General features: G+C 61.7%; 22 protein-coding genes. 14 read left to right on the top strand and 8 right to left on the bottom strand.

From position 1 onward, the window contains the following. Positions 1 to 248 precede the first annotated feature (248 nt). The 4 genes from NKJ90_RS15115 to NKJ90_RS15100 all read left to right on the top strand — a co-directional run bounded on the left by NKJ90_RS15115 (position 249) and on the right by NKJ90_RS15100 (position 4,043). The gene (locus tag NKJ90_RS15115) at positions 249 to 1,421 is read left to right on the top strand and encodes an MFS transporter (RefSeq protein WP_352486267.1); all 1,173 of its coding nucleotides are present in this window, start codon (positions 249 to 251) and stop codon (positions 1,419 to 1,421) included. Positions 1,422 to 2,492: 1,071 nt separating this feature from the next. Further along, positions 2,493 to 2,852: a hypothetical protein gene (locus NKJ90_RS15110; RefSeq protein WP_352486266.1), complete on the top strand. Its 360-nt coding sequence runs from the start codon at positions 2,493 to 2,495 to the stop codon at positions 2,850 to 2,852. A 502-nt stretch (positions 2,853 to 3,354) separates the two neighbouring features. Then, positions 3,355 to 3,597, top strand: coding sequence for a DUF982 domain-containing protein (locus tag NKJ90_RS15105; protein WP_352486265.1), 243 nt, complete (start codon positions 3,355 to 3,357; stop codon positions 3,595 to 3,597). A gap of 227 nt (positions 3,598 to 3,824) precedes the next feature. Next, positions 3,825 to 4,043, top strand: coding sequence for a hypothetical protein (locus NKJ90_RS15100; RefSeq protein ID WP_352486264.1), 219 nt, complete (start codon positions 3,825 to 3,827; stop codon positions 4,041 to 4,043). A gap of 931 nt (positions 4,044 to 4,974) precedes the next feature. Here NKJ90_RS15100 and NKJ90_RS15095 read toward each other — a convergent pair. Then, on the bottom strand, positions 4,975 to 5,274 hold the full coding sequence (locus NKJ90_RS15095; protein WP_352486263.1) for a DUF1236 domain-containing protein: 300 nt from the start codon (positions 5,272 to 5,274) through the stop codon (positions 4,975 to 4,977). Positions 5,275 to 5,876: 602 nt separating this feature from the next. Here NKJ90_RS15095 and NKJ90_RS15090 point away from each other — a divergent pair. Together NKJ90_RS15090 and NKJ90_RS15085 are read left to right on the top strand one after the other, a co-directional pair. Then, positions 5,877 to 6,080 (top strand): hypothetical protein, encoded by a 204-nt coding sequence (locus NKJ90_RS15090; RefSeq protein WP_352486262.1) that lies wholly within the window; start codon positions 5,877 to 5,879, stop codon positions 6,078 to 6,080. Between the two features lie 174 nt (positions 6,081 to 6,254). Then, positions 6,255 to 6,455 carry a hypothetical protein gene (locus NKJ90_RS15085; RefSeq protein ID WP_023761775.1) on the top strand — a complete coding sequence of 67 codons (201 nt, stop codon included), beginning with the start codon at positions 6,255 to 6,257 and terminating at the stop codon, positions 6,453 to 6,455. Positions 6,456 to 7,033: 578 nt separating this feature from the next. On the opposite strand, the gene NKJ90_RS15080 is transcribed toward NKJ90_RS15085, so the two are convergent. Further along, positions 7,034 to 7,294, bottom strand: coding sequence for a helix-turn-helix domain-containing protein (locus NKJ90_RS15080; protein WP_352486298.1), 261 nt, complete (start codon positions 7,292 to 7,294; stop codon positions 7,034 to 7,036). On the opposite strand from NKJ90_RS15080, the gene NKJ90_RS15075 reads away from it, so the two are divergent. Beyond that, positions 7,254 to 7,721, top strand: coding sequence for a hypothetical protein (locus tag NKJ90_RS15075; RefSeq protein WP_352486301.1), 468 nt, complete (start codon positions 7,254 to 7,256; stop codon positions 7,719 to 7,721). The genes NKJ90_RS15080 and NKJ90_RS15075 overlap by 41 nt on opposite strands. A gap of 471 nt (positions 7,722 to 8,192) precedes the next feature. After that, positions 8,193 to 8,954, top strand: coding sequence for a DUF899 domain-containing protein (locus NKJ90_RS15070; RefSeq protein WP_352486261.1), 762 nt, complete (start codon positions 8,193 to 8,195; stop codon positions 8,952 to 8,954). A gap of 532 nt (positions 8,955 to 9,486) precedes the next feature. Here NKJ90_RS15070 and NKJ90_RS15065 read toward each other — a convergent pair. From NKJ90_RS15065 to NKJ90_RS15045, 5 genes are all read right to left on the bottom strand, one after another. Further along, on the bottom strand, positions 9,487 to 9,675 hold the full coding sequence (locus tag NKJ90_RS15065; protein WP_023761770.1) for a hypothetical protein: 189 nt from the start codon (positions 9,673 to 9,675) through the stop codon (positions 9,487 to 9,489). Between the two features lie 403 nt (positions 9,676 to 10,078). After that, the gene (locus NKJ90_RS15060) at positions 10,079 to 11,062 is read right to left on the bottom strand and encodes a substrate-binding domain-containing protein (protein ID WP_352486260.1); all 984 of its coding nucleotides are present in this window, start codon (positions 11,060 to 11,062) and stop codon (positions 10,079 to 10,081) included. Between the two features lie 72 nt (positions 11,063 to 11,134). Then, the gene (locus tag NKJ90_RS15055; RefSeq protein WP_352486259.1) at positions 11,135 to 12,190 is read right to left on the bottom strand and encodes an ABC transporter permease; all 1,056 of its coding nucleotides are present in this window, start codon (positions 12,188 to 12,190) and stop codon (positions 11,135 to 11,137) included. Beyond that, positions 12,190 to 13,707, bottom strand: a complete 1,518-nt coding sequence (locus NKJ90_RS15050; protein WP_023761766.1) for a sugar ABC transporter ATP-binding protein — start codon at positions 13,705 to 13,707, stop codon at positions 12,190 to 12,192. Before NKJ90_RS15050 ends, NKJ90_RS15055 begins: the two co-directional genes overlap by 1 nt. Continuing rightward, a complete protein-coding gene (locus NKJ90_RS15045) occupies positions 13,704 to 14,702 on the bottom strand; it encodes a LacI family DNA-binding transcriptional regulator (RefSeq protein WP_352486258.1) in 999 nt (332 codons plus the stop codon). The genes NKJ90_RS15050 and NKJ90_RS15045 overlap by 4 nt, the downstream gene beginning before the upstream one ends. Before the next feature lie 585 nt (positions 14,703 to 15,287). Between NKJ90_RS15045 and NKJ90_RS15040 the strand changes: the two genes are divergently transcribed. Next, a complete protein-coding gene (locus tag NKJ90_RS15040) occupies positions 15,288 to 16,265 on the top strand; it encodes a DUF1236 domain-containing protein (RefSeq protein WP_352486257.1) in 978 nt (325 codons plus the stop codon). Positions 16,266 to 16,818: 553 nt separating this feature from the next. Here NKJ90_RS15040 and NKJ90_RS15035 read toward each other — a convergent pair. Next, entirely contained in the window at positions 16,819 to 17,412 is a 594-nt protein-coding gene (locus tag NKJ90_RS15035; RefSeq protein WP_352486256.1) for a TetR/AcrR family transcriptional regulator, read from the bottom strand. Between the two features lie 187 nt (positions 17,413 to 17,599). Between NKJ90_RS15035 and NKJ90_RS15030 the strand changes: the two genes are divergently transcribed. From NKJ90_RS15030 to NKJ90_RS15010, 5 genes are all read left to right on the top strand, one after another. Next, a complete protein-coding gene (locus tag NKJ90_RS15030; RefSeq protein ID WP_352486255.1) occupies positions 17,600 to 18,094 on the top strand; it encodes a (2Fe-2S)-binding protein in 495 nt (164 codons plus the stop codon). After that, positions 18,091 to 19,149, top strand: a complete 1,059-nt coding sequence (locus NKJ90_RS15025; RefSeq protein WP_352486253.1) for an FAD binding domain-containing protein — start codon at positions 18,091 to 18,093, stop codon at positions 19,147 to 19,149. The genes NKJ90_RS15030 and NKJ90_RS15025 overlap by 4 nt, the downstream gene beginning before the upstream one ends. Continuing rightward, entirely contained in the window at positions 19,142 to 21,394 is a 2,253-nt protein-coding gene (locus NKJ90_RS15020) for a xanthine dehydrogenase family protein molybdopterin-binding subunit (protein ID WP_352486252.1), read from the top strand. The genes NKJ90_RS15025 and NKJ90_RS15020 overlap by 8 nt, the downstream gene beginning before the upstream one ends. A 746-nt stretch (positions 21,395 to 22,140) precedes the next feature. Next, complete coding sequence (locus NKJ90_RS15015; RefSeq protein WP_352486250.1) at positions 22,141 to 22,428, top strand: hypothetical protein; 288 nt, start codon at positions 22,141 to 22,143, stop codon at positions 22,426 to 22,428. Positions 22,429 to 22,545: 117 nt separating this feature from the next. After that, on the top strand, positions 22,546 to 24,015 hold the full coding sequence (locus NKJ90_RS15010; protein WP_352486248.1) for an efflux RND transporter periplasmic adaptor subunit: 1,470 nt from the start codon (positions 22,546 to 22,548) through the stop codon (positions 24,013 to 24,015). The last annotated feature ends 4 nt before the right edge of the window (positions 24,016 to 24,019 follow it).

Raw genomic sequence — 24,019 nt, 5'->3', positions numbered from 1 at the left:
ATGGTGCTGGAGACCGCCCTCCTCATTTCCGGCTGCCATTTGGGCGATGTCGGCGCACGGCGTGGAGGCGAGCTAAAAGAGAGCCTCGTGGGCGGCGGCAAGCAGCGTGGGCGCGGCAATACGCTTGTCGCGGGTGATGGTCGCGGATCGGATCATCAACGCCGAGGTCCCCATTCGCACAGGAAGCATCATTCTCCAGATCCCAATTGCCCCTGTAACGCGATGCGCGTTCGTGGCAGAACTTTGGCATGGCACGCCTTCGCCCGCTGCTGGCCTTTTTAGCGCTCTATGCTGCAATGTATGCTGCATTCGGGACAGCGTCCCCGTTCTGGCCACGGTATTTTGAGGCGCGCGGTCTAACACCTGAAGAGCTGGGCGTTCTGTTCGGGCTAGGCAACGCAGCCCGGCTGATTGCCGGACCGCTCGCCAATCGAATAGCAGACCTTCTCGGCGCCCTGCGCATCACCCTGGCGGTCTGCATCGGGATCGCGGTGGCGGCGACGCTTGGGCTGGCCGCCGTGCAAGGCCTCTTCCTTCTGTTGGTCGTCTATCTGGCCCAGTCAGCCGGGCTGGCACCGATCACGACCCTCGCCGACGCCCTTGCGGCGCGCGCATCGGTGCGCGAGCCGGTTTTTGAATATGGTTGGGTGCGGGGTGCGGCATCAGCAGCCTTTGTTGCTGGCACTCTCGTGGCAGGCCAGGTGCTCGGAGTTTTGGAACTGGGTGCGATCATATGGATGTACGCTGCGCTGCTCGCCGGCGCGTTGGCTGCCGCCGCGCTGGTGCCGGAATCAGACACCGGCGCCGAGCGGGCAGCGGACCCTGTCGGGCAAAGCGTAATCGGCGGGCTGCGCGAGCTGCTCGGTCTTGCGATTTTCCGGCGCATCGTCGTGATTGCGGCGCTGATCTATGGCAGCCATGCCATGCATGACACCTTCTCGGTCATCCGCTGGACAGCGGCCGGGGTCGGTACGGCGGCGAGCAGCATACTTTGGTCGGAAGCCGTCGCAGCGGAGGTGGTGGTGTTCGTTGTGGTCGGGCCGATCCTGCTGCGCCGGCTTGGGGTGGCCGGGGCCGCTGCTCTGGCCGTGGTGGCCGGAATTCTTCGCTGGGTCGTGGAAGCAGAAACGGCGACGATTTGGATGCTTGCGCTCGTGCAACCGCTTCACGGCATTACGTTCGCCCTGCTGCATCTTGCCTGTATGCGTATTATCGCCAGCAGCGTGCCCGCACATCTTGCCGCCACTGCGCAGGCCGTTTACGCGATCGGCCCGGGGCTGGCCACCGCGGGTCTCGTCTGGGTCTCAGGTCAGCTTTACGGAGCCTATGGCCCGCCCGGGTTCCTCATGATGGCGGCACTCTGTGTGCTGTCCCTTCCGCTGGTGACTCGACTTCGTGAAACGCCCCCATCATCGGATTGACATGTATGAGACGATGGTCGCGACGCCGGGCCTGTTCCATGCCTTCGGCTTCAGCGACACCGGCTCTTGCCCGGTTCAACCTTAAGCCCGTGCGCCAGTCGGCTTGGACGGTCACTTGGAAAGACAATCGAGCATGTGAGCGTAGATCGTCTGCGCATTGTCTCCGCGCTGATCGCCGTTACATCAAAATGTCAGGCTAATCTCACGCCTGCCGTGCGGGGGGGATCGTGAACCTCCGCCGGTCGAAGGCCCTATCATATTGTTCAACACCGTCGAGAACCTCAGGGCCTCTCTCAGTGTGAGGCCAAGAAGAATGCAGTCGCCGAACTCGGCCACGTTCTCTCGTACGGCATCCCAAACCAGCCATTCTCCGCTGGGGTCGCACAGCGGCTCGTAAGGGCCCCTGCCCATTAGGGTCACTTTACCGATCCTGACCTCCTCGACGCACCTGCAACGCCTCCTCGATCCATAGAGTAGAGCGTGCAGCCATGCAGCGGGTACGGCGTTGGCACCCCTGGTTTGGGGTGTGAGGACACGCTAGGCCGCCAGCAATAACGGGGCTTCGCCGTTTTTTCCCTCTGGCATCGCTCGCGCCCATTAATATTATAAGTATCTAATATACTAATCTTGCGCTGCCAGTCAAACCTCGAGGCCACCTCGAGTTTTGTCGTAGGGTGCGACTGCGTTTTGTTGTCTGGCTGCTTGAGCCGCCTTTCGCGACCGCTGGTCCACGGACTGGCGTTGCGCGATTATTCACAGCGCGGCAGCGTGCTGAGTTTTGTAAAAGCAGCCGCAACGACAGCGAGACCAGTTCGGTCTCTTCACGAAGCAGCTTCGGTTCGTTCAGTGCGGCTTCGCAAGGGGTTCCGCATCTCCCATGGTTTCAAGCGATTCGACGGCCGCCGATCGTCCACCTGCCCGCGCAATCGCCGTGCTCGAAGACGCCGTTCGTCGCGGCATAAACATCAGGACTTCAGTCTTAGTTGAGCTATTGCTAATATGCCGATAGCTTAGCAGCGAGGGGGCGAATCCTAGCGCTCGTAGCTCAAACAGAACAGAGTGGAGGCTCGAATGGGCGATGACAAGCTCTGGCATGGTGCCATTCACGACCATCAGGTCGGATATTTCGCTTCAAAGAACGGTTTGACTACGGACCTGGCTTGGGAGTTGATCCTAAAATACGGCAACAACCGAAAGGCCGTGATTAAAGCTGCGCAGGATTTGCTCTGGCAACATGGCCGACCACCCGCATGCTCCCCTGTAGAGCCCCCACCGCCCTTGGCGAAGAGCGGGCCGACGAAAGCGGTAGCTTGCAACGCTAGCTGCGAGACTTTGGCGTTTGAAGACGGCCAAGGACTTCATAGGCAGAATGCGCTGTTCATCCGGTGGAACGGGACAAGTTGTGGCCGTTTGGAGGCTGAAACGCTCTAAAGCAGCCTGCCGAGCGCAATGATGGCCTGGAAAAGCCAGTCTGAAAGCTTCCGACTACGCGGTAGCGTCCGACGTCGACCTTGTAACCGGCCCGCTCGTTAGCTTGGGCGTGTGAATTTCCATCGGGGTCATGGCTGTCACTCCTCGACGGGCGCCGGGAGACTCTCTCCCGAACCTCCACCCACTCTTCCTCTCTCGGATCGCGTGCCCCAGAAGCTCCGGCATTGCGGCAGCGGCCACGTCAGGGCTGACAGCCAGGGGAAGGCTTGGGCTTCAGGAAGTGCGCCCACGGGACCAGCGCCGCTTCACCTTCCGGAATCCGCTGTCCACAAGAAAACCGGAACCCACCGAGATATGGCGGCTTGCTGAAATTGCACAGGCTATTTGTGTTGAGATTGAGCAACTGCAAGTTCTCTTCGAGTTTAGCCATACATGTATGAATTGACGCAACGTCATGATACGCGAAGACCGGGATCGAAGTCGGAACTGAGAGAGTAATTGCATGTCGAGCAGGTTCGTCCGGCCCGTGGTGGTGCAAATTGGCCGGCATGACGGTGAGCGCGTCGTATTCGATGTGAACGACGCAGCCACGATCCTGCTGCGGAGTTTCCCTCATCAGACGAAGAAGCGAAAACTGGCTATGGATGCATGCCTTCAGGTTCTGCGTGGTGAAGCCCGGACGCCGGTAGCGAGACGGGCCTTTGTTTCAGCGGCGTTAGAAGCGAAAATCCTACGCAGCGACTGAGGTCCAGATGATATTAGCCTCAATGGCTCCCAGAGTGACTGGGGAAGCAGAGCCTCACGCCGTCGCACAGTGAGATCGGGATTTGTGCAGACGAAGCTGAGACCGGGATTTGTGCAGACGAAGCAGAGCGCCGAGTCCTGCCGCCATGGGAAACAACCCGATGTTCATCTGCCTGACTCGACAACCGCCAGGAAGACGGCAATATTTGCGTTGATCGGAGATAACATATGCGAGATTTGCCGGGCGACATCGATGCGGACGTTGTGATCGAAGTCAGTCGGTTCCTCGATGATGCCGAGGATCTCGCGCCTTTGCCGGTGCATGAACTGGTCAAGCGGATTCGTACGACACTCCAGACCCGCCTTTCCGATCAAGCAATCGAAGAACTGGTGGTCGAGATGGCGTCGAAACGTGGTTTGCCTATGGTCTTCGACAAGCCAGCATAGTCAATTCTTCCAGAACACTTGGAAATATCGGCAAAGGCGGGCGGCGAATTGTCGTTGCCTTCGAATGAGCGGGAAGAATGGCAGGTCGAGAAAACGGCCATGGATCAGTCTTCCGCATGCCGGGCTGGCGAAGATAAGCCATGGGCTTGACAGCCTGTCATCATGGTTCTCATTTCACCGGTGAAGCGGCACAACGCGAGACTGCACAATCCTGGCAGCGAGATCGCCCACCAATCAGCGCTGGGCGTCGTCGTCAGTTTACCCGTTTCTCGCGCGCAAGAAAAAGGCCGGACCAAAGGTCCGGCCAAGTATGAAGGTCAAAAACCTCCAGAGGGGAACGCGCCGGACGATGGGAGGAAACATCCGACGCACCGCGCATGTAGGTCAGTAAAGGTGAGACTTCAACGACATGCCGGTAGGCCACCAGACTTGGTCATCTTGGTGCACTGAAGCTTTGCGTGCCTGATGCGCTTGCCGAGATCACATGGGTGGTTCAGCCAGCCGGGCCCAACAGCGGTCCCGGCAGGACGATTAGCTTCGCTGATGTTCGAGCAAGTGAAAGCATCGCTCCAAGTCGCAAGCGACACCTGGCATCTGAAAGGCAAGAAGATCGGGTAGTCCGACTGACCCGGCTTGTCGGGCATCGCATCTCCTATGCGAGAGCAAAGCCCGCGCCGCTTGCAGGAAGCGCGGGCCGATCGGGAGCCCGGTGAAGATCCCGATCTTCAGCAACGATGGGGTTAGCATCGTCTGCCGCAGCACGAATAGTTAGAGATCACTAATGTTTCGTCAAGCCGACTTTGTAGGGTGTCGAAACACGCCTGCAGCGTGCCTCGTCCTGGCCGAGTGTCAAAGCCCGCAGCCCGCCACCTTAGAAGCGGTGACGGGCCAATAGGACGGGTAAGGAGTGCTACGTTGCGCTACGTGTTCGTCAATCGTAGACCTTAACAATTTTTCGGGTTCCCGGATCCACAAGGACGGTTCGGTTGTCGATCACCGCATAGCGATATTTGACATTGGGGATTTCGTGAACCTCGACGGTTTCGGGCAGAGCCGTACCCACATTGAGTTCGACACCGGGAACCTTCACAGAAGCGAGCGGCTGCTTCTTAACATATTCCCTTACGACCGTGTCCTGTTCAGGCGTGATCACAACGTCCTGAGCTGCAGCTGCGCCGACGCCGGCAAGCAGCAGAACCGCAGCAGCGGCGATCTTGAAATTGGTTCTCATGTTTCAATGCTCCTATGGAGTGCGTTGCCCCGCCCCGCCGAACTTGATTGAATTCAAAATGTTCCTCCCCTGGACCTTAGTCCACGTAATGACTGGACCTAGGTCTGAGTTGCCACGGCAACGGTTCTGACGTTCTGACCGCCTCGCCCAGTTCGAGGCGTCATTTGTCGCACTGTTGGGAGAAACGTTTGCGCGCTTGTGGAAACGCCAAACAGGCGACTTCATACCTGATGAAATTAGCTAGCTGTGAGCGCCTTTGCCGCTGGAAGCACTAAGAAGGGTCGAAAGCCTCTTAAATATCTCCGCGTTTCAGTCGACCGCAGCCGCCTCCAATTTTCCAGCGCGGAGCAGGTATTGCTAAGCGACGGAGAGAGCGCCCGCCAATGCGGTGGCCAGGGACATCCTCTAATGCCCTGTGTTTCAATCAAAACAAACGGTTATGAAGTTTCAACTGTCCAGCGATGTCGATTGAGGTTCAACCAAATCCGTCTACGTTTTGGGGCGAGTTCGCGATCTTCGATAAAGCGTCAGGGCCAGCACACAGGAAAAGCAACTTAGCGCTCTCCAGCTCAAGCAGAAGCTATCTCCCGGCAGATACACCGATGGAAATGGACTTTATCTGGTTGTTGACCCATCGGGCGCCAAGCGCCTGGATACTCTGGGTCGTCGTCCAGGGACGGCGGCGGGACATAGGGCTGGGAGGTGTCTCGCTCGTCGGTTTGGCGGAGGCGCTCAAGGAGGCCAACCACATGCTCTATATGCTCAAGAACAAGAACCTCAGCGACGCGGAAGCCAGGATCACCTGATCCTCGCCACCTGAGATCGCATGGCGGGCAATCAGCGGCTGCAACCAAATCGACTGAAGCTCGTTGTACCTTGTCGAGTTCTGTACGTTTCCGACAAATCTCTTGCGATGTAGCGTACATTGGGTAAGATGGCCTGCGGACGGCCTCTCGACTGGTCCTGCGATGAGGCGAGCCATGGGCAATAACGATCTGTCCGTCGTCCTGCGCGATGCTAGGTTTCTCCTGCTTCAGATCCGAAGGTCCGTCTCATCGGGCGGTCACATTGAGGCTGTGCCGGAGTTCGACGCGCTGGTTGGCGTGGCAGTTGACGAGGCCACGCGCAAGCTGTCCGCTTTGGATAATGAAAAACCAAAGCGAGGCGATTTGCCCGACTAGCGAAAACATATCCGGCCGAGCTGTCCGCAGTTGAACTGGCAGCGTATTGTCCCCGCTGATGGCCGCGAGCGGGAGATAACTGTGGGCATTGCGAGGATTTTTGACATCAAGTTAACTCTCAAGGGGCTTCGCGCGGGTTCCAGAGATAGAAAAAGCGCGGCGTTGATCAAAACTGGCGATGCTCGAAACTTGCTGCGGGGGCCATTCTTCTGGATGAGGCCTACCACGAAATGTACGCCCTTAACCGTTCATTGACTCTCGCCGCTTGCGGTCTCTAAATCGTTTCTGAGGGAACGTTCTTGCACGTGCGTACTGGGAGGCGCTCGATGTTGAACCAGCTCGGCAATTCTTGCTTTTGTCCCGCTGATTTGCAGATCTGCCAACGGGTCTTCGACCGGCTTTGTGCCGAGCGAAATTTCGACCACACAAGCCAACAAGCAGAGCTCATAGCTTCGGCGGTGCTTGATCGCTTTCAAATCGGCCACTTAGATGAAGGCGAACTTTGGCTTGCCGTCCGGACGTGCAGCCCTGTACCGGCGGGCCGTGGCAATGCTTCGAAGCGCCGACCACCCAGCTTTCTATCGAGGCGCCACCCGTGGCCCGGATTTGCCGAGCAGCCGGGCATATTCTGCTTCAGGCTCGCCATAAAAGCCACCAGCGGCAGCGATCAGGCCCTCTCGGTCGCGAACGGTGACTTCATCGCGGCGGGACTTGATGAGCCCGTCTCCTTCCAGCAGTTGCAGGGCGATCGTTACGCCGGGACGCCTGACGCCAAGCATCACCGCCAGGAAATCGTGGGTGATCGCGATTTCGTCGCCGATGATCCGGTCGTCGCACATCAGCAGCCAACCGATCTTCCAGCCTCGCGCGGGCATTGATCAACGCCGTGGATCTGGTCTGGATGTGCAGGTAGTGAACATAGCGAAGCAGCAAGAGCCGGAGAGTTGGACTGCTTTCCAGCGCAGCCTTGAACGGCTCCGCGTCGATGCCAACCGCCTCACTCGTCACCTGAATATAGCAATCGTGGGTTGCCCAGTCGACGCCCATGACCAAGGCGCAGGCGGTCATACCTTCGCGGCCGATAATACCTACCTCCGCATTCGCTTCCGGTCGAATTTTCGCCACGACAGATGCGATGCCGCTTTCGAGAAAGTAGACGCACTCAATGGGCTCGGCAGCCGATTCCAGCGGAGTCTTCAATTTAAGATGTCGGTTGTGCATGTAGGGCTGAAGGAGTTCGAAATCGGCTTGGCTGAGGCGACCTAACAGTTCGCTTCTGCTCTGGGTAACTTCCTGGTCCATGGCGCCCTCCCATAAAGGCAAGAGCGCTTGTCATCTCCCAGCCGCCTGCGCCCGTGGCAAATGCAGACGATGGCAAACTGTACCATAATTCCGCGAACCGTACATTTTGCACTATTGCCGATTTGGGGAGTCGCTGGACGGCTCCGAAACCCCGCTGTCTGGTGCTCGGGTCACGCGGTGATTTGATGGTTTTGCGTGTGTAGTGGTCGCCTCAGGCGACGTCCTCTGACGACCCTTTGAGGGTCCGGTAGATTTGCAACCGCGAGCACTTCACCGTCTTCGCTATCTCCGAGACGCCCACCGGCGTTCGGTGTTGTCACCTGTGCTCTTTTCCGTGGAAATCTCGCCGCTGGTGTCGGATCGTGGCTTTCGACAACGTCTTTCAGACAAGCAACGAGACTGTCAACGCGCGTCGGCGCGAACAAGGAGGACGACATGACGGATCACATCATCGCGCCTTACCGGGACTGGTTTGAAGCGCATAAGGTGCACTTCAAGAAAGAAAAGGCGTTTACGCACCAGCGTCAACAACTCGCGGCGGACCGGCGAGCCCTGCCTTGGCTGCGGATCGAAAAGCCGTACGAGTTCGATACGACTACGACCCAAGGAAGAAAATCGCTCGCTGACCTCTTTGAGGGCCGTAGCCAGTTAATCGTCTATCACTTCATGTTTCCGCCTAATGCGGATTATCGCTGCACCGGCTGTTCATTCCTTTCGGATCACATCGACGCCGCCAATCAGCATTTGATGCATCACGATGTCTCCCTGGTCGTATGCTCGCGCGCTCCTCTGACTGAGTTGCTGGACTTCAAGGCGCGGATGAATTGGCAGTTCGATTGGGTGTCGTCATTCGGAAGCGATTTCAATTTCGACTTCCAAGTATCGTTCACGGAGGATCAGATCGCCTCGGGGAGGGTGTTGTTCAATTTTGAAGAGGTCGCGATGACAGGGAGAGACCGCGCTGGAGCGACCGTCTTCTACAAAGATGGCAATGGCGAGATTTATTGCACTTTCCAGGTGCGAGGACGTGGCGGCGAGAACCTGATCGGCACATACAGCTATCTCGACCTGACCCCGCTCGGTCGCAATGAAAATGGGCCGTCCCATACTCTGGGCGATTGGGTCCGTCTTCATGACGAGTATGATGCTCGAGTGATAATCCCGGCGGCGGCGGGGGTCACAATCGTCGCTCTATGAGGGTCTGCAACCACCCAGCAGAAAGAGCAGCACCCGGCAGGATCTCTCGACGCCACCTTGATTGGTTTGGGAAAGTAACGTGAGGAACGCTGTCGCGAACTATCTCCGCGAGGAAGGCTACAGAAATCCGGCAAGGTCCAGTAACGTCCATGAAAAATGTGGGGTGAAGCGTGGGGTGCGGCGCTTCATTTTCCCTCTTCGGCTGCAGCCCTGCGAAACGAGCCGCCATCAGAATCACCATCTGTTCTCGTCGTTCGTGCTACAATCGAAGACGAACGTAGAGACCGACAGCGGCGCTTGGCAGGGTAACACCCCTGCATTCCCCTACGGCTGGTAATCCTTTTGGCGCAATTGCGTGAGCGCTGAAGTAAAATTACACTTCGGCTTACGTGGGGAAAGGCGCCATGTGCGGCGCAGACAATGTGCCCCCCAAAGCCCCGCCGCCGCATGGGTGCATGTCCCCACGGCTTCGCCTGAACGGTAAAAACCCGCCGTCGCAACGGCGGGTTTTTATCGTTTCCGGGTTACGCAGCTACTTGCGTATGATCCATTCCAGCAACTCAGGATCGATGTCATCGCTATCCGTGAAGTCGCTTATCAACTGCTCAGCAAACGTACGCCATCGATCTTCAGGGATTTTCTCTTCGATGACGAGTTTTATGAAGGCGCTGCGCAGAACGTCGCAGACAAAAGGCGATACCTGATTACATGGCCGGTCCATGATGCCAACTCCCCATCAGAGGGCGGGAGCTTTGCGAAGTCTCAAGCACCGACGCCCTGTAACCCAGTTGGTGACGACTTCGATTCATAAGCACATCCGACGTAGGCACAATGGGATTCCACCGTACGTTTTTAACCAAACCGAAGTGCTTGGATTGCCCGGCTTCGGGCGAGCGCTAGGTTGGCGGGGCGGCTATGACTAGCCGCAGCGCCGACGCGGGTTTCACTGTTGTCTCGCCGGCAATACCGCGCCGGCCGTTTTGCCGGGTCTGTCAAAGATGGAATCGCCTTAGCCTGTTTGGCGTACTTTCAGCGCGATGCCCTCTTTTGAGTTGCCTTTGATAGTTGCGAACGCAAAGAGGGCGGGGTCGCGGCCGCCCTCTTCTCGTGAGTTGCAGCCGTGGCTACTTATCCGACAGCTGCTTGGCGTTCTCGGCCGTGATCGCCGTCGTGTCGACGGTGACCGTGGGTTCCACCGACGAGGCGCAATCGACCAGGATCTTCTTCGACATTTCGATCGCTTCCTTGGCGCCGGTCGGATAGGTGAAGGTCGCCGCCCAATCACCCTTGGCGACGGCTTCGATGCCGCCCGCAGGTCCCGGCAAGCCATCGGTGCCGATGATCTTGACGTCCTTGCCGGCGCCCTTGGCGGCAAGCAGCGCGCCCGCCGCCATCATATCATTCGAGGCGTAGAGCACCTTGATGTCGGGATGCGCCTGCAGCATGGCGGCGAAGGCGGTCTGGGCTTTGTCCGGCACCCAGTCGGCCGCCTGCTCAGCCACAACCTGGATCTTGGCATTCGCCTTCACCCCGTCCTTAAAGCCGTTCAGCCGTTCGACCGCCGGCGTGGAGCTTGGCAGTCCCTCGAGCACGGCTGCCTCGCCGCCGTCCGGCAGCAAGGTCTTGGCGGTGTATTTGCCCGCTTCCATGGCGATCTTGTAGTTGTCGCCGCCGATAAAGGCGGTGTAGTCCTTGCCAGGATCGCCAACCGTCTTGCGATCGAGTTCGATGACCGGGATGCCGGCATCCATGGCACGCTTGACGGCAGGCGTCAGCGGTGCCGCCTCGAAGGGCGAGATCAGCAGGAGGTCGACCTTCTGGGTGATGAAGTTGTCGACCTGCGAAGTCTGCGTGTTGACGTTGCCGGCGCCGTCGGCGATCTGCAGCGTGAAGCCTGGCACTTGCTTCGCTGCCGCGGTCAGCTCGTCATTGACATGCTGGCGATAGGGTTCTGCATTGTTCGCCTGCGAAAAGCCGATGATGAACTGACCGTCCTTGGCGCAGGCCTTGACCATCGGGCCGGCAGCCTGGGCGGCTCCCGCCATGCACAGGCCAGCGCCTGCCATAAGCGCGGCCTTGAGGGCACGCCTTTTTCTCGTGGTTTCCATATTCACTCTCCTCCTCGTCGGGCCGGGGGGCCAGACCTTGGTTGACTGACACTTACTTGCCGCCGCTTCGTCCTAACGGCCCAAACCCTCGCGGCGGCGAACGAGGGATTGAAGCACTGCCGCCAGCACGATGATCGCGGCGGTCGCGAGCAGCTGCATGGCGGGGGTGATGTTGTTGAGCTGAAGGATGTTGGCGAGCGCGCCGAGCATGATGGTGCCGGCAACGGTGCCGACCATCGAGCCGGCGCCGCCGAACAGGCTGGTGCCGCCAATGACCACGGCGGCGATTGCGGTGAGCTCGTAGCCCATGCCGTCATTGGCGCTGCCGAAATTGAACTGGCCGGCATGCACGATGCCGGCAAGTGCGGAGGCAAAGCCGGTGATGGCATAGACCGAGATCTTCACCATCGACACCGGCACGCCGGAAATGCGCGCCGCGCGCTCATTGCCGCCGACGGCAAAGACATAGCGGCCGAAACGTGTGGTGTTGAGCACCACCGTGGCGATCGCGGCAAAGGCGATGAACACGATGGTGGCCACCGGAACGGTGTTGCTGAACAGGCGTTCGCCAAGCACCGCGAACACCGGGGGCGCCAGGCCAGGCCCGTCGCCATAGGAAATGTTGATGTACTGATTGCCCGACACCACCAGCGCCAGCCCGCGCGCCGCCTGCAGGCCGGCCAGCGTGACGATGAACGGCTCGAGCCGGAAGCGGCTGGAGATGGTGCCCTGGATCGTGCCGAAGACGATGCCCATGACCAGCACGGCAAGGATGGTCGGGATGAGGCCAAAGCCACCCGAAATCATCATCGATGCGGTCACTACGCTGGAAAGGCCAAGCACGGCGCCGACCGAGAGGTCGATGCCGGCGGTGATGATGACGAAGGTCATGCCGATGGCGATGATGCCGGTTTCCGACACGGCGCGCACGATGTTGGCGATGTTGTCGGGGTTGAGGAACAGGATTTCGCCATGCCGGCGCGGCGAGAAGATGATGCCGCCGATCGCCACCAGGACCAGTCCAATCAAGCTCTGGAAACGCACGATGAGGGCCAGCGGGTCGCGATGTTTTGCTGCCGGCACGGGCACCACAGGCGCCCCTGCGATCGAAATCTTGTCCTGCGCCATCAGGCCTCCCTGCCGTTTGCCGCGGCAAGCACCGTGTGCTCGTCGACGCCGCCGATGAATTCCGCCACATTGCGCCCCTGGCGCAGCACCACGATGCGATCGCACAGGCCGATCAACTCAGGCATCTCGCTGGAGGCGACCAGGATGCCGAGCCCTTGCGCCGCGAGTTGCCGCAGCCGCGCATAGATCTCGCCCTTGGCGCCGACATCGACGCCGCGTGTCGGCTCGTCGAGCAGCAGCAGCCGGGGATTGCCGAGAATCTCCTTGGCCAGCACCACCTTCTGCTGGTTGCCGCCCGAAAGCGCGCCGACGGCGATGTCAGAGTTCTTCGGCCTGATGTCGAACTGGCCGAATGACTGCCTGACGGCATCAGCCTGGCGGCGCGGCGACATCAGGCCTGCCGGCGAGATGCGGCGGATCACCGACATGACGAGGTTGAGGCCTACCGCCATTCTGAGCATCAGGCCGCTGCCTCGGCGATCGTCGGTGACGAAGGCGATCCCCGCGTCGCGCGCGGCCTTGATCGAATTCAATTTCACCGGCCGGCCGTCAATGGCGACCTCGCCTTCCCAACGGCCGGACAGACCGGCGCCATAGAGCGCGCTCAGCAGTTCCGTGCGCCCTGCCCCCATGATCCCGGCCAGGCCGACGATCTCACCGGCATTGACGTCGAGCGAGATGCCGGTCGGCGGCTGCCATCCGGCACTTTCATGGGCAAGCCGGAAGCTCGCGTCGCGCAGGCTGAGCAGCGTCTTGCCGGCCGTCCTGGCGCGTTCGGGATAAAGCTCCTCCAGCGGCCGCCCGACCAGCAGCCGAACCAGCTCCGCCTGCGGCGCGCGCGGCTCAGTGACCCCGGCAACGCGGCCGTCGCGCATCACCGTCACCCGGTCGGCGATCAGCGGCACCTCTTCCAGGCGATGCGATATATAGACGATGCCGACACCGCTGCCGGCGAGCTTGCGCATGATGTCGAACAGTCTTTCGACCTCGCCGACCGTCAGTGCCGCCGTAGGTTCATCCATGATCAAAACGCGCGAGGCGTAGGACAGCGCCTTGACGATCGCCACGACCTGGCGCTGACCGATCGACAGATCGGCGACCATGCTGGCCGGATCTATGGCAAGCTCGATGGCTTCCAAGCGTTTGCGGGCCTCGCCGCGCATCGCCGGCACGTCGAGGAAACCGCCCGGCCGCATCAGTTCGCGGCCAAGGAACAGGTTGGCCGCGACGTCGAGCGTCGGCACCAGGTCGAGTTCCTGGAAGATGGTGGCGATGCCGGCCGCCTGCGCCTCGCGAGGATTGTTGAAGGCTACCTGCTTGCCGTCGATGAGGATGCTGCCCTCGTCCGGGATGTAGACGCCCGATAAGAGATTCATGAGCGTCGACTTGCCGGCGCCGTTCTCGCCGAGCAGCGCGTGGATTTCCCCGGCCTTAAGATCGAAGTCGACGCCGCGCAGCGCCTGGACACCGCCGAAGCGCTTGACCGCACCGGTGACGGAAAGCAGCGGCGCGCTCATGCCGGCCTCGCACAGGATTGCCGGGCCTGCAGCGTCGCCTGCAGCCGGACCGCCTGCGGCTCCAGGCCGCTCGACGCAATGCGGGCGCAGAGCAAGGCCGCGGCCTGCCGGCCGATCTCGGTGCAGGGCTGGGCGACGAGTGTCAATCGCGGCTCGAAGCAATCGGCCCATTCGAAATCGTCGAAACCGGCAAGCGAGATATCCCCTGGTATCGAGAGACCCCTTTCGCGGATTGCCCGTACCGCTCCGATGGTCGTCATATTGTTGCCGGTGATCAATGCCGTGGGCGATGACGGCAGGGACAGAATGGCGTGGGTCGACGCCGTAGCGCTCACCGTGTCGACGTTCTCGCACGAGACATACTGCGGCAGGCATTCAAGTCCATTGGCGGCAAGCGAGGCGCGAAAGGCCTCGATGCGCTCACGCGTCGTCGCCAAGCCCGGCTGGCCAGCGAGATAGCCGATGCGCTTGTGACCGAAGGAGGCGACGTGGTCGATGAGCGTCCGCATCGCCGTTTCGTTCTCGACACCGATCTGGTCAAAGCGCTGATCTGCGAAGCGGTCTATAAGCACGCAGGGCAGCTTCTTCTCGGCCAAATAGTCGATGGCGCGCTGCGGCGCGCCCGACGGTGCCAGGATAACGCCGTCGACCCGCCGCTGGTGGAAGGCGCGCACCACCGACAGCTCGCGATCGGGATCCTCCTGCGTGTCGGAGAGGAACACCATGAGGCCAAGACGCGCGCATTCGGCTTCCACCGCGCAGATGATGTCGGTGAAATAGGGGTTGGAAATCGCCGAGATCGCCAGGCCGACGCTGTTGGTCGAGGCCATCTTCAGCGATCGCGCCAGCTCGTTGGGCTGATAGCCCATCGCGGCAATCGCGTCATTGATCAGCCGCGCCTTCTCCGGCGAGACAAAGCGGGTCCGGTTGATGACATGCGAGACGGTCGAAAGCGACACGCCGGCGCGGCGCGCGACCTCAGCCATTGTCGGCATGGCGGCTCAATTGGAGTGCTGGCAAGCGCTCCTCCCTGATGATGCATTTCCGGTCCGCTCTTATTGGTTCTGGCGGATTTGGGACTAAGGTAGCGCTGTCGAAACGTTTGCGCAATCGCTTCGATAACCATTTTCGGCCAAATTTGCGCCCGGCGCAATTTCGGTGGAGGGGCCGCTACTGCCAGGAGAATAACCGGCCGCATCAAGGTACCGTGATCATCGATTCCCCCCTGACGAGTTATAAGAAACAGGGAAAAGCAGTCAGTGACGCCCACGCCGCATGTGATCCAATGACTTCGCGCGGCAGATCGCCGACCGGATAGGGCAGGCGCTTTGCCGTCACCTCTTGCCACTCGGGCGCTCGCCAACGCCGCCGAGCGTGTAGTACTCGCCGAAGCCGGCGTTCGTGGCCAGGCTTCATCGAGCACGGCCGAGCCTTGTTCCTGACAAGATTGCTGTCTGCGTTTTTCACATCACCCGGTTTTGTGGGCAAATTTCGGAACTATGCCTTTCGCCTGCGGTTTATGGGAGGAAGGGACCGAGTTCCGAAGGAGAAATCAGATGAAACATCTTCTGATCACGAGCATGATCGCGCTCGGCGTCGGGTGCGGCGCCGCGATGGCGCAGACCGAATCCGCGCAGCCGAGCGGAGGCGACAATTGCGCCGCCGGCCAGGCCGACTGCCAGAAGGGCGGCAAGGCGGGCGAGCAGCCCCAAAGCAAGATGAAGTCGCAGACCGAGCAGAATGCCCAGGGCAAGGCCGGCGCCAACACCGAGGAGCAGGCCCAGGGTAAGGCCAAGGTGAAGACCGATGAGCAGGCCCAGGGCAAGGCCGGCGCCAACACCGAGGAGCAGGCTCAGGGTAAAGCCAAGGTGAAGACCGATGAGCAGGCCCAAGGCAAAGCCGGCATCAACACCGAGGAGCAGGCTCAGGATACGGCCAAGTGCCAGACCGGCATGACCAACTGCCCGAAGGGTTCGAAGACGAATGAGCAGGCCCAAGGCAAGACCAAGATGAAGACCACTGAGCAGAATGCTCAGGGCAAGACCGGCACCACTACTGAGCAGAACGCCCAGGGTACGACCAAGATGCAAACCCAGCAGAACGCCCAGGGTAAGACCGGTACAACCACTGAGCAGAACGCCCAGGGCAAGACCGGCACCACTACTGAGCAGAACGCCCAGGGTACGACCAAGATGCCGACCCAGCAGAATGCCCAGGGTAAGACCGGTACAACCACCGAGCAGAACGCCCAGGGCAACGCCAACGTCCAGACCGACCAGAACAAGACGGCCTCGATCAACAACGTGACGGTCGAGCAGAAGACGCAGATCACGCAGATCATCCACGAGACCCACGTCCAGCCGGTTCGCGATGTCGGCTTCGACATCTCAGTCGGCGTCCAGGTGCCCCGGCATAAGATCCGCCTGCATCGGCTGCCACCGCGTATCGTCAAGATCGTCCCGGCTTATGAACAGTACGAATATTTCGTGCTGGCCGACGGACGCATCGTCATCGTCGATCCGGATACCTACGAGATCGTGGCTATCCTGGAGGCCTGATCGGGGACAACATCGCGAAAAGCAAAAGACGCTGCCGTGCCGCAAGGCTCGGCGGCATCTTTTTGCTCTGGCACCGAAAGTTCCACTCGCGTTGGAAAGGATGCAAGATGTCATAAAATTGGACCACACAACCAACAGCAAGGCCGCAACGACGACTGTAATCAGATCCGTACCGACAAAGCTGGCGCGGAGCGGGGCTGCGACAACAACGCTGTTAAGGAGGCCTGCATTAGCCGACCGCGTGAGCTGAGATACTCAAGGATCAATAGCGGAACAGCTGCTTTACCCCATGTGGCTCCCAATCGCAGACGGTCAGCTTGCGGCCCCAAGTCCGGCCGTTCAGGGCATTGGCTTCGATGAGGGCTTCTGCCGCAGATCGGCCTCCGGCTTGAAAGCTTCCCGCCCCGACCCACCGCCTTTTCCACCCCCCTTGTCCACACCGGTCTCGCCTAGGCACCCCCTCATCCGGCCACTTCGCTGGCGCTCCTCCCACAAGAAGGAGGGGGTCGTCTACGCAGCGCTCCCCCTCGTATGCGATGCCGTCCCTGGCCCCTCACCCGGCTTCGTCGCGGCGCACGCGCAGGCCGTCGACGAAGACGTCGACGAGGCGGATGACGGTGGCCTGCCAGCCGGGCTGGTCGCGCGTGTAACACATGCCGATCAGGGCGCGCATGACGTCCTCCGGCGCGATGTCGTCGCGGATTTCGCCGGCGGCGACGGCCGCCGCCATCAGATTGCCGACGGAGCGGGCCGACTGCGCGGCGGAATGGGCGTAGAGCTCGGTCGAACTGCCGGCGGCCGGGGCAAGGGCGGCGAGCATGCCCTTCTTGGTGGCGACCATGCCGACATTGGCATGCAGCCAGCGGCGCAGCGCCTCGAGCGGCGGCGCCTCGGCGGCGAGCGTCACGGCCAGATCGACGAGTTGGTCGATCTCGCGCCGGTAAACCGCCTGGAACAGCGCCTCGCGCGTCGGAAAATGGCGATAGAGCGTGCCGATGCCGACACCGGCGGTTCGGGCCACAGCCTCCAGGCTGGCGTCCGGGCCGCCGGCGCTGAACACGTCATGCGCCGCGACGAGCAGGCGGTCCCGGTTGCGGACAGAATCGGCGCGCAGTTTCCGGCTTGCCTTTTCGGTTTTCTCGCCCATCTACCTTTCATTCCCAATTTTTTGCTTGCAAAACGGAGGCACCCTCCGTATACCACATTCCGGGCAGCCGGTGTGGATTATGTTGATTGTAGCCTCGCGCCCTGCCTCCCGAAAGGCTTGCTGTCTGCGTCGCACAGCCGACCCACCACGTCGATAAAATTCCGACACATAACCCATCGGAGCGAACATGACTCTGTCCGTCACGTTAACTGTCAACGGCGTCCGCAAGGACGTTGCGCTGGAAGACCCGCGAGTGACACTGCTCGACCTTCTGCGCGAGCGGCTTCATCTTACCGGAACGAAGAAAGGTTGCGACCGCGGCCAATGCGGCGCCTGCACGGTGCTCGTCGACGGGCGGCGGATCAACGCCTGTCTTGCGCTGGCGGTCAGCCTCGACGGCGCCGATGTGCAGACCATCGAGGGCCTCGCCCATGGCGACCGGCTCGACCCGGTGCAGGCCGCTTTCATCGAACATGACGGCTTCCAGTGCGGCTTCTGCACGCCGGGCCAGATCATGAGCGCGGTCGGCCTCATCGGCGAGGGCGATGCCGGCAACGACCCGGAGCGCATCCGCGAGGGCATGAGCGGCAATCTGTGCCGCTGCGGCGCCCATGCCGGCATCATCGAGGCCGTGCTCGACGCACAGCAGCACCTGTCCACCGAAGAACGGAGTGTCGCATGAACCTGTTTGATTACGTCCGCCCGGCCTCGGTGGCCGAAGCCGTCGCAGCCGCCGCCGAACCCGGTGCCGCCTATCTCGCCGCCGGCACGAATCTGCTCGACCTGATGAAGGGCGGCGCGTTGCGCCCCGGAAAGCTCGTCGATGTCACAAGGCTGCCCAGCCTCGACCGCATCGAGCAGCTTGCCGACGGATCGCTGCGCATCGGTGCCATGGTGCGCAATGCAGATCTCGCCCGCGACCCGGCCTTCGCCGCCGCCTATCCGGCCGTTGCCGAGGCGCTGCTCTCCGGCGCCTCGCCGCAATTGCGCAATGCCGCCACCGTCGGCGGCAATCTGATGCAGCGCACGCGCTGCGCCTATTTCCATGACGCGGCCAGCGCCTGCAACCGGCGCGACCCCGGCGCCGGCTGCGACGCGCTGGGCGGCGAAAACCGCAGCCATGCCGTGCTCGGCTGGTCCGACGCCTGCATCGCCACCCACCCGTCGGATTTCTGCGTGCCGCTGGTCGCCCTCGACGCCGTGGTCGAGATCGAGGGACGGGACGGCCGCCGCGAGGCGCTTTTGGAGGATTTCCATTTGCTTCCGGGCGCGACGCCCGAGCGCGAAACCAACCTTGCGGCGGGCGAACTGGTCACCGCGCTGCGCCTGCCAGCCAGGGCAGCCGGTTTCCGTGCCTACTCACGCTATCTGAAACTGCGCGAGCGCACTTCGTTTGCCTTCGCGCTGGTCTCGGCCGCCGCAGCCTTGCGGATCGAGAATGGCAGGATCAGCGAGGCGCGCCTGGCGCTTGGCGGCGTTGCCGCGAAACCGTGGCGCGCCCGCGCGGCAGAGGCGCTGCTGGTGGGGGCCGCGCCGGACGGTGACGCCTTTGCAAAGGCGGCTGCGGCCGCGCTGGCCGACGCAAAACCTTCAGGTGACAACGCCTACAAGATCGAACTGGCGAAGGGTGTGGTCAAACGCGCACTGCTCCTTGCGGCGGCCGGAACGCCGGACCGCATGCCGGCGCTGCCCGGATCCGTCTTTGCTTCCGACACCGGAGTTGCCTCCCATGCCTGAGACCATTCCCTTTTCCGCCCCCCATGTCCGCATGGGGTCTTCGAGCGGCCAGCCGCTGAGCCGCCGCGACGGCGTGCTCAAGGTCACCGGCGCCGCGACCTTCGCCGCCGACAACCATCCGGAAAACATGCTGCATGCCGTGGTCGCGGTCAGCACCATCGCGCGCGGCCGCGTCGCCTCGCTCGACGTGGCGGCGGCGAAAGCCCATCCCGGCGTCGTCGAGGTGATCACGCCGGCCAATTGCCCGCCGCTGGCGCTCGACCCGGAAGACAAACACTCGCTGTTCGACTTCCGCTTCGACGCCTTGCAGAACGACCGCGTGCGCTATGCCAAGCAGCCGATCGCGCTGGTCGTCGCCGGGACGTTGGAGGCCGCGGCCGAAGGCGCGCGGCTGCTCGCGCCGACCTATGAGGCTGAGACCGCGCATGTCGGCTTCGACGACGGCGAGCCCTACGATCCGCCGGCGGTGGGAATCGGCAGCCCGCCGAGCTTCGACAAGGGCGATATCGCCGCCGGTCATGCCGCGGCGGCCCACAGGATCAACACTGATTTTGAGACGCCGCCGCAATATCACAACGCCATGGAACCGCACGCCATCGTCGCCGAATGGAATGGCGACCGGCTGACCATTGACACGCCGAATCAGGCCATCGTCATGTCGCGCGCGGCTTTTGCCGGCTATTTCGGCATCCCGGCCGAGAACGTGTTGCTGCGCAGCCCCTTCCTCGGCGGCGGCTTCGGCTCCAAGGCGATCATGAACGGCCACTACATTCTGGCCATCCTGGCCGCGCGCATGCTCGGGCGCCCGGTCAAGCTGGCGCTGCCACGCGACCAGATGTTCGGGCCGGTCGGGCATCGCGGCGCGACGCGTCAACAGCTCCGCCTTGGCATGGATGCGCAAGGGCGTCTGGCCGCGCTGGAACACCGCACGGTGGCAATGACCAGCAGCTTCGACGATTTTATCGAACCCGCGTCCAACGCCTCGCTGAACCTTTATGCCAGCCCGGCAATCTCGACCCGGCATTCGGCGGTGCGCGTCGATATCGGCACGCCGGGGCCGATGCGGGCGCCGGGCGAGGCCACCGGCTCGGCGGCCCTGGAATGCGCCATCGACGAGGCAGCACTTGCCTGCGGGCTCGACCCGCTGGAATTCCGCCTGCGCAACTATGCCGAGACCGATCCGGCCTCCGGCAAGCCGTTCTCGGCCAAGTCGCTGCGCGAATGCTATGCGCGGGGCGCGGAGAAATTCGGCTGGGCCGGGCGTCCGATTGAGCCCAGGCGGATGCGCGACAAGGGCGGAAACCTTGTCGGCTGGGGCATGGGCACGGCGCTGTTCCACGCACCGATGTTCCAGGCCGAGGCGCGTGCCACGCTGCGCGCCGACGGCACAGCGCTGGTCGAGACCGCCGGGGCCGACATGGGCCAGGGCGCGTGGACGGCGCTGGCCCAGATCGCCGCCGACGGGCTCGGCCTGAGTATCGATCAAATCGAATTCCGCTCAGGCAATTCGGAGCTTCCCGACGGCGGCGTCGCCGGCGGCTCGGGTCATACCGCCACGGCGGGCACCGCGCTCCACAACGCCGGCACCGACGTCATCGCCAAGCTGGCGGAACTTGCCGTCAACGCCCCGGACTCGCCTTTGTTTGGTGCCGGCAATGCCGGCGTCGAGGCGCGTGGCGGGCGGCTCTATCATCGCGCCGACGAAACCCGCAGCGAAAGCTTTGCCGACATTCTGGCGCGGGCCGGCCTGAAGACCCTGGAAGGCATGGGCGCCGGCGGGCGTGATCCAGCGGACGCAGAGGCGCGGGCGATGTTCTCGCACGGCGCGGTCTTCGCCGAGGTCAAGGTCGACGCCAATCTCGGCCAGGTGAAGGTGACGCGGCTTGTCGGTGCCTTTGCCGCCGGGCGCATCATCAACCCGAAGCTGGCGAAAAGCCAGCTCTATGGCGGCATGATCTGGGGCCTTTCCTTCGCACTGCATGAAGAGGCGGTCCACGACCGACGCAGCGGCCGGCCGATGAACGCCGACCTTGCCAGCTATCACATCCCGGTCCATGCCGACATTCCTGATATGCAAGCGCTGCTGATCGACGAGGACGACCCATATGTCAACGCGCTCGGCATCAAGGGCGTCGGCGAGATCGGCATCACCGGCACGGTCGGCGCCATCGCCAACGCCATCTGGCACGCGACGGGTGTAAGGGCGCGCCGCTTTCCGATCCGCATTGAGGACATTGTCTGCTGAGGAGATTCGCTGCTAAGGCCCGGCCCTGTATCCGAGCAGATCGCCGGCCTCGACAGCGCGGAGAGCCCTTCGCTTAACCTTCCCTGCGGCGAGGGACCGGCGACGCTTCTTGTGGATGTTGGTGAGATGGACAAGCTCATCTCACTTCAAATCGCTTGCGCTCCCGGACGATATAGCAAGCCAAGTTAGGGGCAGCGCGCATCGACTGTGACGGCCCAGATACATGGCACTCGCGTGCCAAGGAGATGACGGCTTGCGTCCTGCGCAGGGAGTAAAAAGGGGGCGTAACTAGTTCTTTTAGCCTACAAGTCTACGCATAAGGCGTAGACTCAACATCTATACATAATAACAAAATACAGTTCGGTCTAACGTGAAAAATATCGGTTGCAATGGCGCGATAAATAGTTAACGCTTATCTTCAGTGAGAGGCTTGGTTCCAATGACCGACTTGCCAGTTTGGTTGGCAATGGGGAATTAAGCAACGTCGACGGTTACGTCGGGTCGCATTGCTGTCGGTTGCAGCGCTGCCGACAAACAGACACATGCACAAGAGTCTTCGGAAGCGCGGTGACAGAGTACCGCTGCCGGCTGCCTCGCATTCGTTAATCTAAAAGATCCAGGCTTCCACTGACCGGCTGATCAAAGATCGGCGGGCAATCCTTACCTTGCGCTGCGGGCTGGTGCCAGAGAGGGCCTGTGCAGCGCGTTGTGCAACTTTGGCTCTGGCAAAACGAAGGGAGGATCAAATGTCCAGACATTGGTTGATTTTGGCGGCAGCGGCCGCATTCATGGGCAGTGCATTTGTGCTCGGGTCGGGTGCCGCTTTCGCCTCTGGGTCGTCAACGGAGTGCGAAGCCGCCGGCGGAACGTACACTAAAGACGGCCCGAACTCTATCTGCGTTTACCCTGAAACCACTAAGGATGTGAATGGCAACGCCTACGGAACGGCATCGCAGGACACGACGACCGGCCAAGGCAATCTCGGCAACGATCCCGTCACCACGTGCACGGGCAACCCGGGGCATTGCAAGTAGTAACGGGCCCTTTTTTGAGGTGCCGCCCCATGGCGGCACCTCAATGATCAGACATGGGATGAGACGGGAGCATCGACCCACGCTTCGCCTGTTGGCCGATCAACTCTGCGTCTCCAATTGGTTCTGAAGATGATGCGCATTGTGTTGCTAGCAACGGCGTTCCTGGGCGCGGCCGCGATACCGTCGAGCCAAGCGTCGCCGTCGTCGGTGCTCGGCCAGTTGCCGCCAGGGCTTGATCGGCTGGCAGCTTTTTTGTCTTCCTCCTCCGACGATTTGAACGCACACTCCTACCGCACAGCAGCCGTGGAGCGGGGCGACATTGTTACAACCGTGCAGGCTGCCGGCACGCTGAACGCGCTGGTTCTGGTCGAGGTGGGCTCGCAAGTATCCGGCCTGGTCAAGGAGCTTTATGCCGATTTCAACTCCAGCGTGAGGGAGGGCCAGGTCATCGCTCGGGTGGAGCCAGAAATATACGAGGCAAAGGTGGCGCAGGCCCAAGCCGAGCTTGAGATGGCCGAGTCGCTTGTACTGGTGCAGCGAGCGCAGGTTGAGCAGGCATTGGCTGAGGTGGAAACTGCCGAGGCAAGGCGCACCTCCGCGAAGGCTGAAAGCCTGCGCGCCCAAGTTGGGCTTGACGGTGCGACACAGGATATGGAACGCAAGCGCCCCCTCGCTCAACGCAAGGTCATCGCATCCGGCGAGTTGGAGCATGCTGAGAACGCCTACAGATCGGCCGAGGCGCAGGCAACTGCGGCCCGTGCGGATGAGCTGTCGCGGGAAGCGTCGGTCCGCGCGGCTCAGGCGGCGCTCCACATGGCAGAGGGGCAGCTTGCGAACACTTTGGCGCAGGTGAAGCAGAAGCAGGCTATCCTGCGTCAGGTGCAGATCGATCTTGAGCGTACCTATATCCGTTCGCCAGTCACCGGCACGGTGGTCAACCGAGCCGTCAGCGGTGGCCAGACTTTGGCGGCCAGCCTCCAAAGCCCGGTCCTGTTCACAATCGCACAGAACCTCGCGCAGATGCAGGTCGAAGCCTCAGTGGTGGAGGCTGATATCAGCCGCTTCTCGATAGGGCAGCCGGTCACCTTTACAGTCGATGCCTATCCCGAGCGCGTCTTCGCCGGCACCGTAAAGCAGATCCGCAAAGCACCGCAGATCGTGCAGAACGTCGTCACCTACGTAGTGGTGATCGCTGCCGAAAATCCCGACGAGCTGCTGCTGCCCGGTATGACTGCCAATTTGCAGGTGGTGGTGGCACAGCGGAAAGATACCTTGAAAGTGCCAAACGCCGCTCTGCGCTTCCGGCCACGGGGCGGCACCCTAGAGGAGGCCCGTCTGAATGAGACTCCCCTATTAAAATCGGTTGAGAACGGCGTGGAGTCGGGATCGATTGGGCAAGTCTTTGTACTGGGACGGGACGGCAGGCCGGCACCGGTTGCGCTTCGAATCGGGATCAGCGACGGCCGAATGAGCGAGATTCTGGCTGGAGAGCTGGCCGAGGGGCAGCCGGTCATTACCGGGCTCGCCGCGTCACCAGGACGGGATGCCGAGGCCTCTTCGGTCCTGGTTCGCTTCCGGCTGCAGTGAGGCA

Source organism: Mesorhizobium sp. M0051, from assembly GCF_040323235.1.
Taxonomy (GTDB): Bacteria; Pseudomonadota; Alphaproteobacteria; order Rhizobiales; family Rhizobiaceae; genus Mesorhizobium.
Note: the sequence above shows the minus strand (reverse complement) of the source record. Positions and strands in the feature narration are given on the sequence as shown.

Coding starts and splice junctions, on each gene's coding strand:
- NKJ90_RS15090 (WP_352486262.1), top strand. CDS start 5,877: ATGGAAATGGACTTTATCTGGTTGTTGACCCATCGGGCGCCAAGCGCC.
- NKJ90_RS15040 (WP_352486257.1), top strand. CDS start 15,288: ATGATCGCGCTCGGCGTCGGGTGCGGCGCCGCGATGGCGCAGACCGAA.
- NKJ90_RS15110 (WP_352486266.1), top strand. CDS start 2,493: ATGGGCGATGACAAGCTCTGGCATGGTGCCATTCACGACCATCAGGTC.
- NKJ90_RS15085 (WP_023761775.1), top strand. CDS start 6,255: ATGGGCAATAACGATCTGTCCGTCGTCCTGCGCGATGCTAGGTTTCTC.
- NKJ90_RS15035 (WP_352486256.1), bottom strand. CDS start 17,412: ATGGGCGAGAAAACCGAAAAGGCAAGCCGGAAACTGCGCGCCGATTCT.
- NKJ90_RS15045 (WP_352486258.1), bottom strand. CDS start 14,702: ATGCCGACAATGGCTGAGGTCGCGCGCCGCGCCGGCGTGTCGCTTTCG.
- NKJ90_RS15050 (WP_023761766.1), bottom strand. CDS start 13,707: ATGAGCGCGCCGCTGCTTTCCGTCACCGGTGCGGTCAAGCGCTTCGGC.
- NKJ90_RS15070 (WP_352486261.1), top strand. CDS start 8,193: ATGACGGATCACATCATCGCGCCTTACCGGGACTGGTTTGAAGCGCAT.
- NKJ90_RS15055 (WP_352486259.1), bottom strand. CDS start 12,190: ATGGCGCAGGACAAGATTTCGATCGCAGGGGCGCCTGTGGTGCCCGTG.
- NKJ90_RS15100 (WP_352486264.1), top strand. CDS start 3,825: ATGCGAGATTTGCCGGGCGACATCGATGCGGACGTTGTGATCGAAGTC.
- NKJ90_RS15095 (WP_352486263.1), bottom strand. CDS start 5,274: ATGAGAACCAATTTCAAGATCGCCGCTGCTGCGGTTCTGCTGCTTGCC.
- NKJ90_RS15030 (WP_352486255.1), top strand. CDS start 17,600: ATGACTCTGTCCGTCACGTTAACTGTCAACGGCGTCCGCAAGGACGTT.
- NKJ90_RS15080 (WP_352486298.1), bottom strand. CDS start 7,294: ATGTGCGACGACCGGATCATCGGCGACGAAATCGCGATCACCCACGAT.
- NKJ90_RS15015 (WP_352486250.1), top strand. CDS start 22,141: ATGTCCAGACATTGGTTGATTTTGGCGGCAGCGGCCGCATTCATGGGC.
- NKJ90_RS15105 (WP_352486265.1), top strand. CDS start 3,355: ATGTCGAGCAGGTTCGTCCGGCCCGTGGTGGTGCAAATTGGCCGGCAT.
- NKJ90_RS15060 (WP_352486260.1), bottom strand. CDS start 11,062: ATGGAAACCACGAGAAAAAGGCGTGCCCTCAAGGCCGCGCTTATGGCA.
- NKJ90_RS15020 (WP_352486252.1), top strand. CDS start 19,142: ATGCCTGAGACCATTCCCTTTTCCGCCCCCCATGTCCGCATGGGGTCT.
- NKJ90_RS15065 (WP_023761770.1), bottom strand. CDS start 9,675: ATGGACCGGCCATGTAATCAGGTATCGCCTTTTGTCTGCGACGTTCTG.
- NKJ90_RS15025 (WP_352486253.1), top strand. CDS start 18,091: ATGAACCTGTTTGATTACGTCCGCCCGGCCTCGGTGGCCGAAGCCGTC.
- NKJ90_RS15115 (WP_352486267.1), top strand. CDS start 249: ATGGCACGCCTTCGCCCGCTGCTGGCCTTTTTAGCGCTCTATGCTGCA.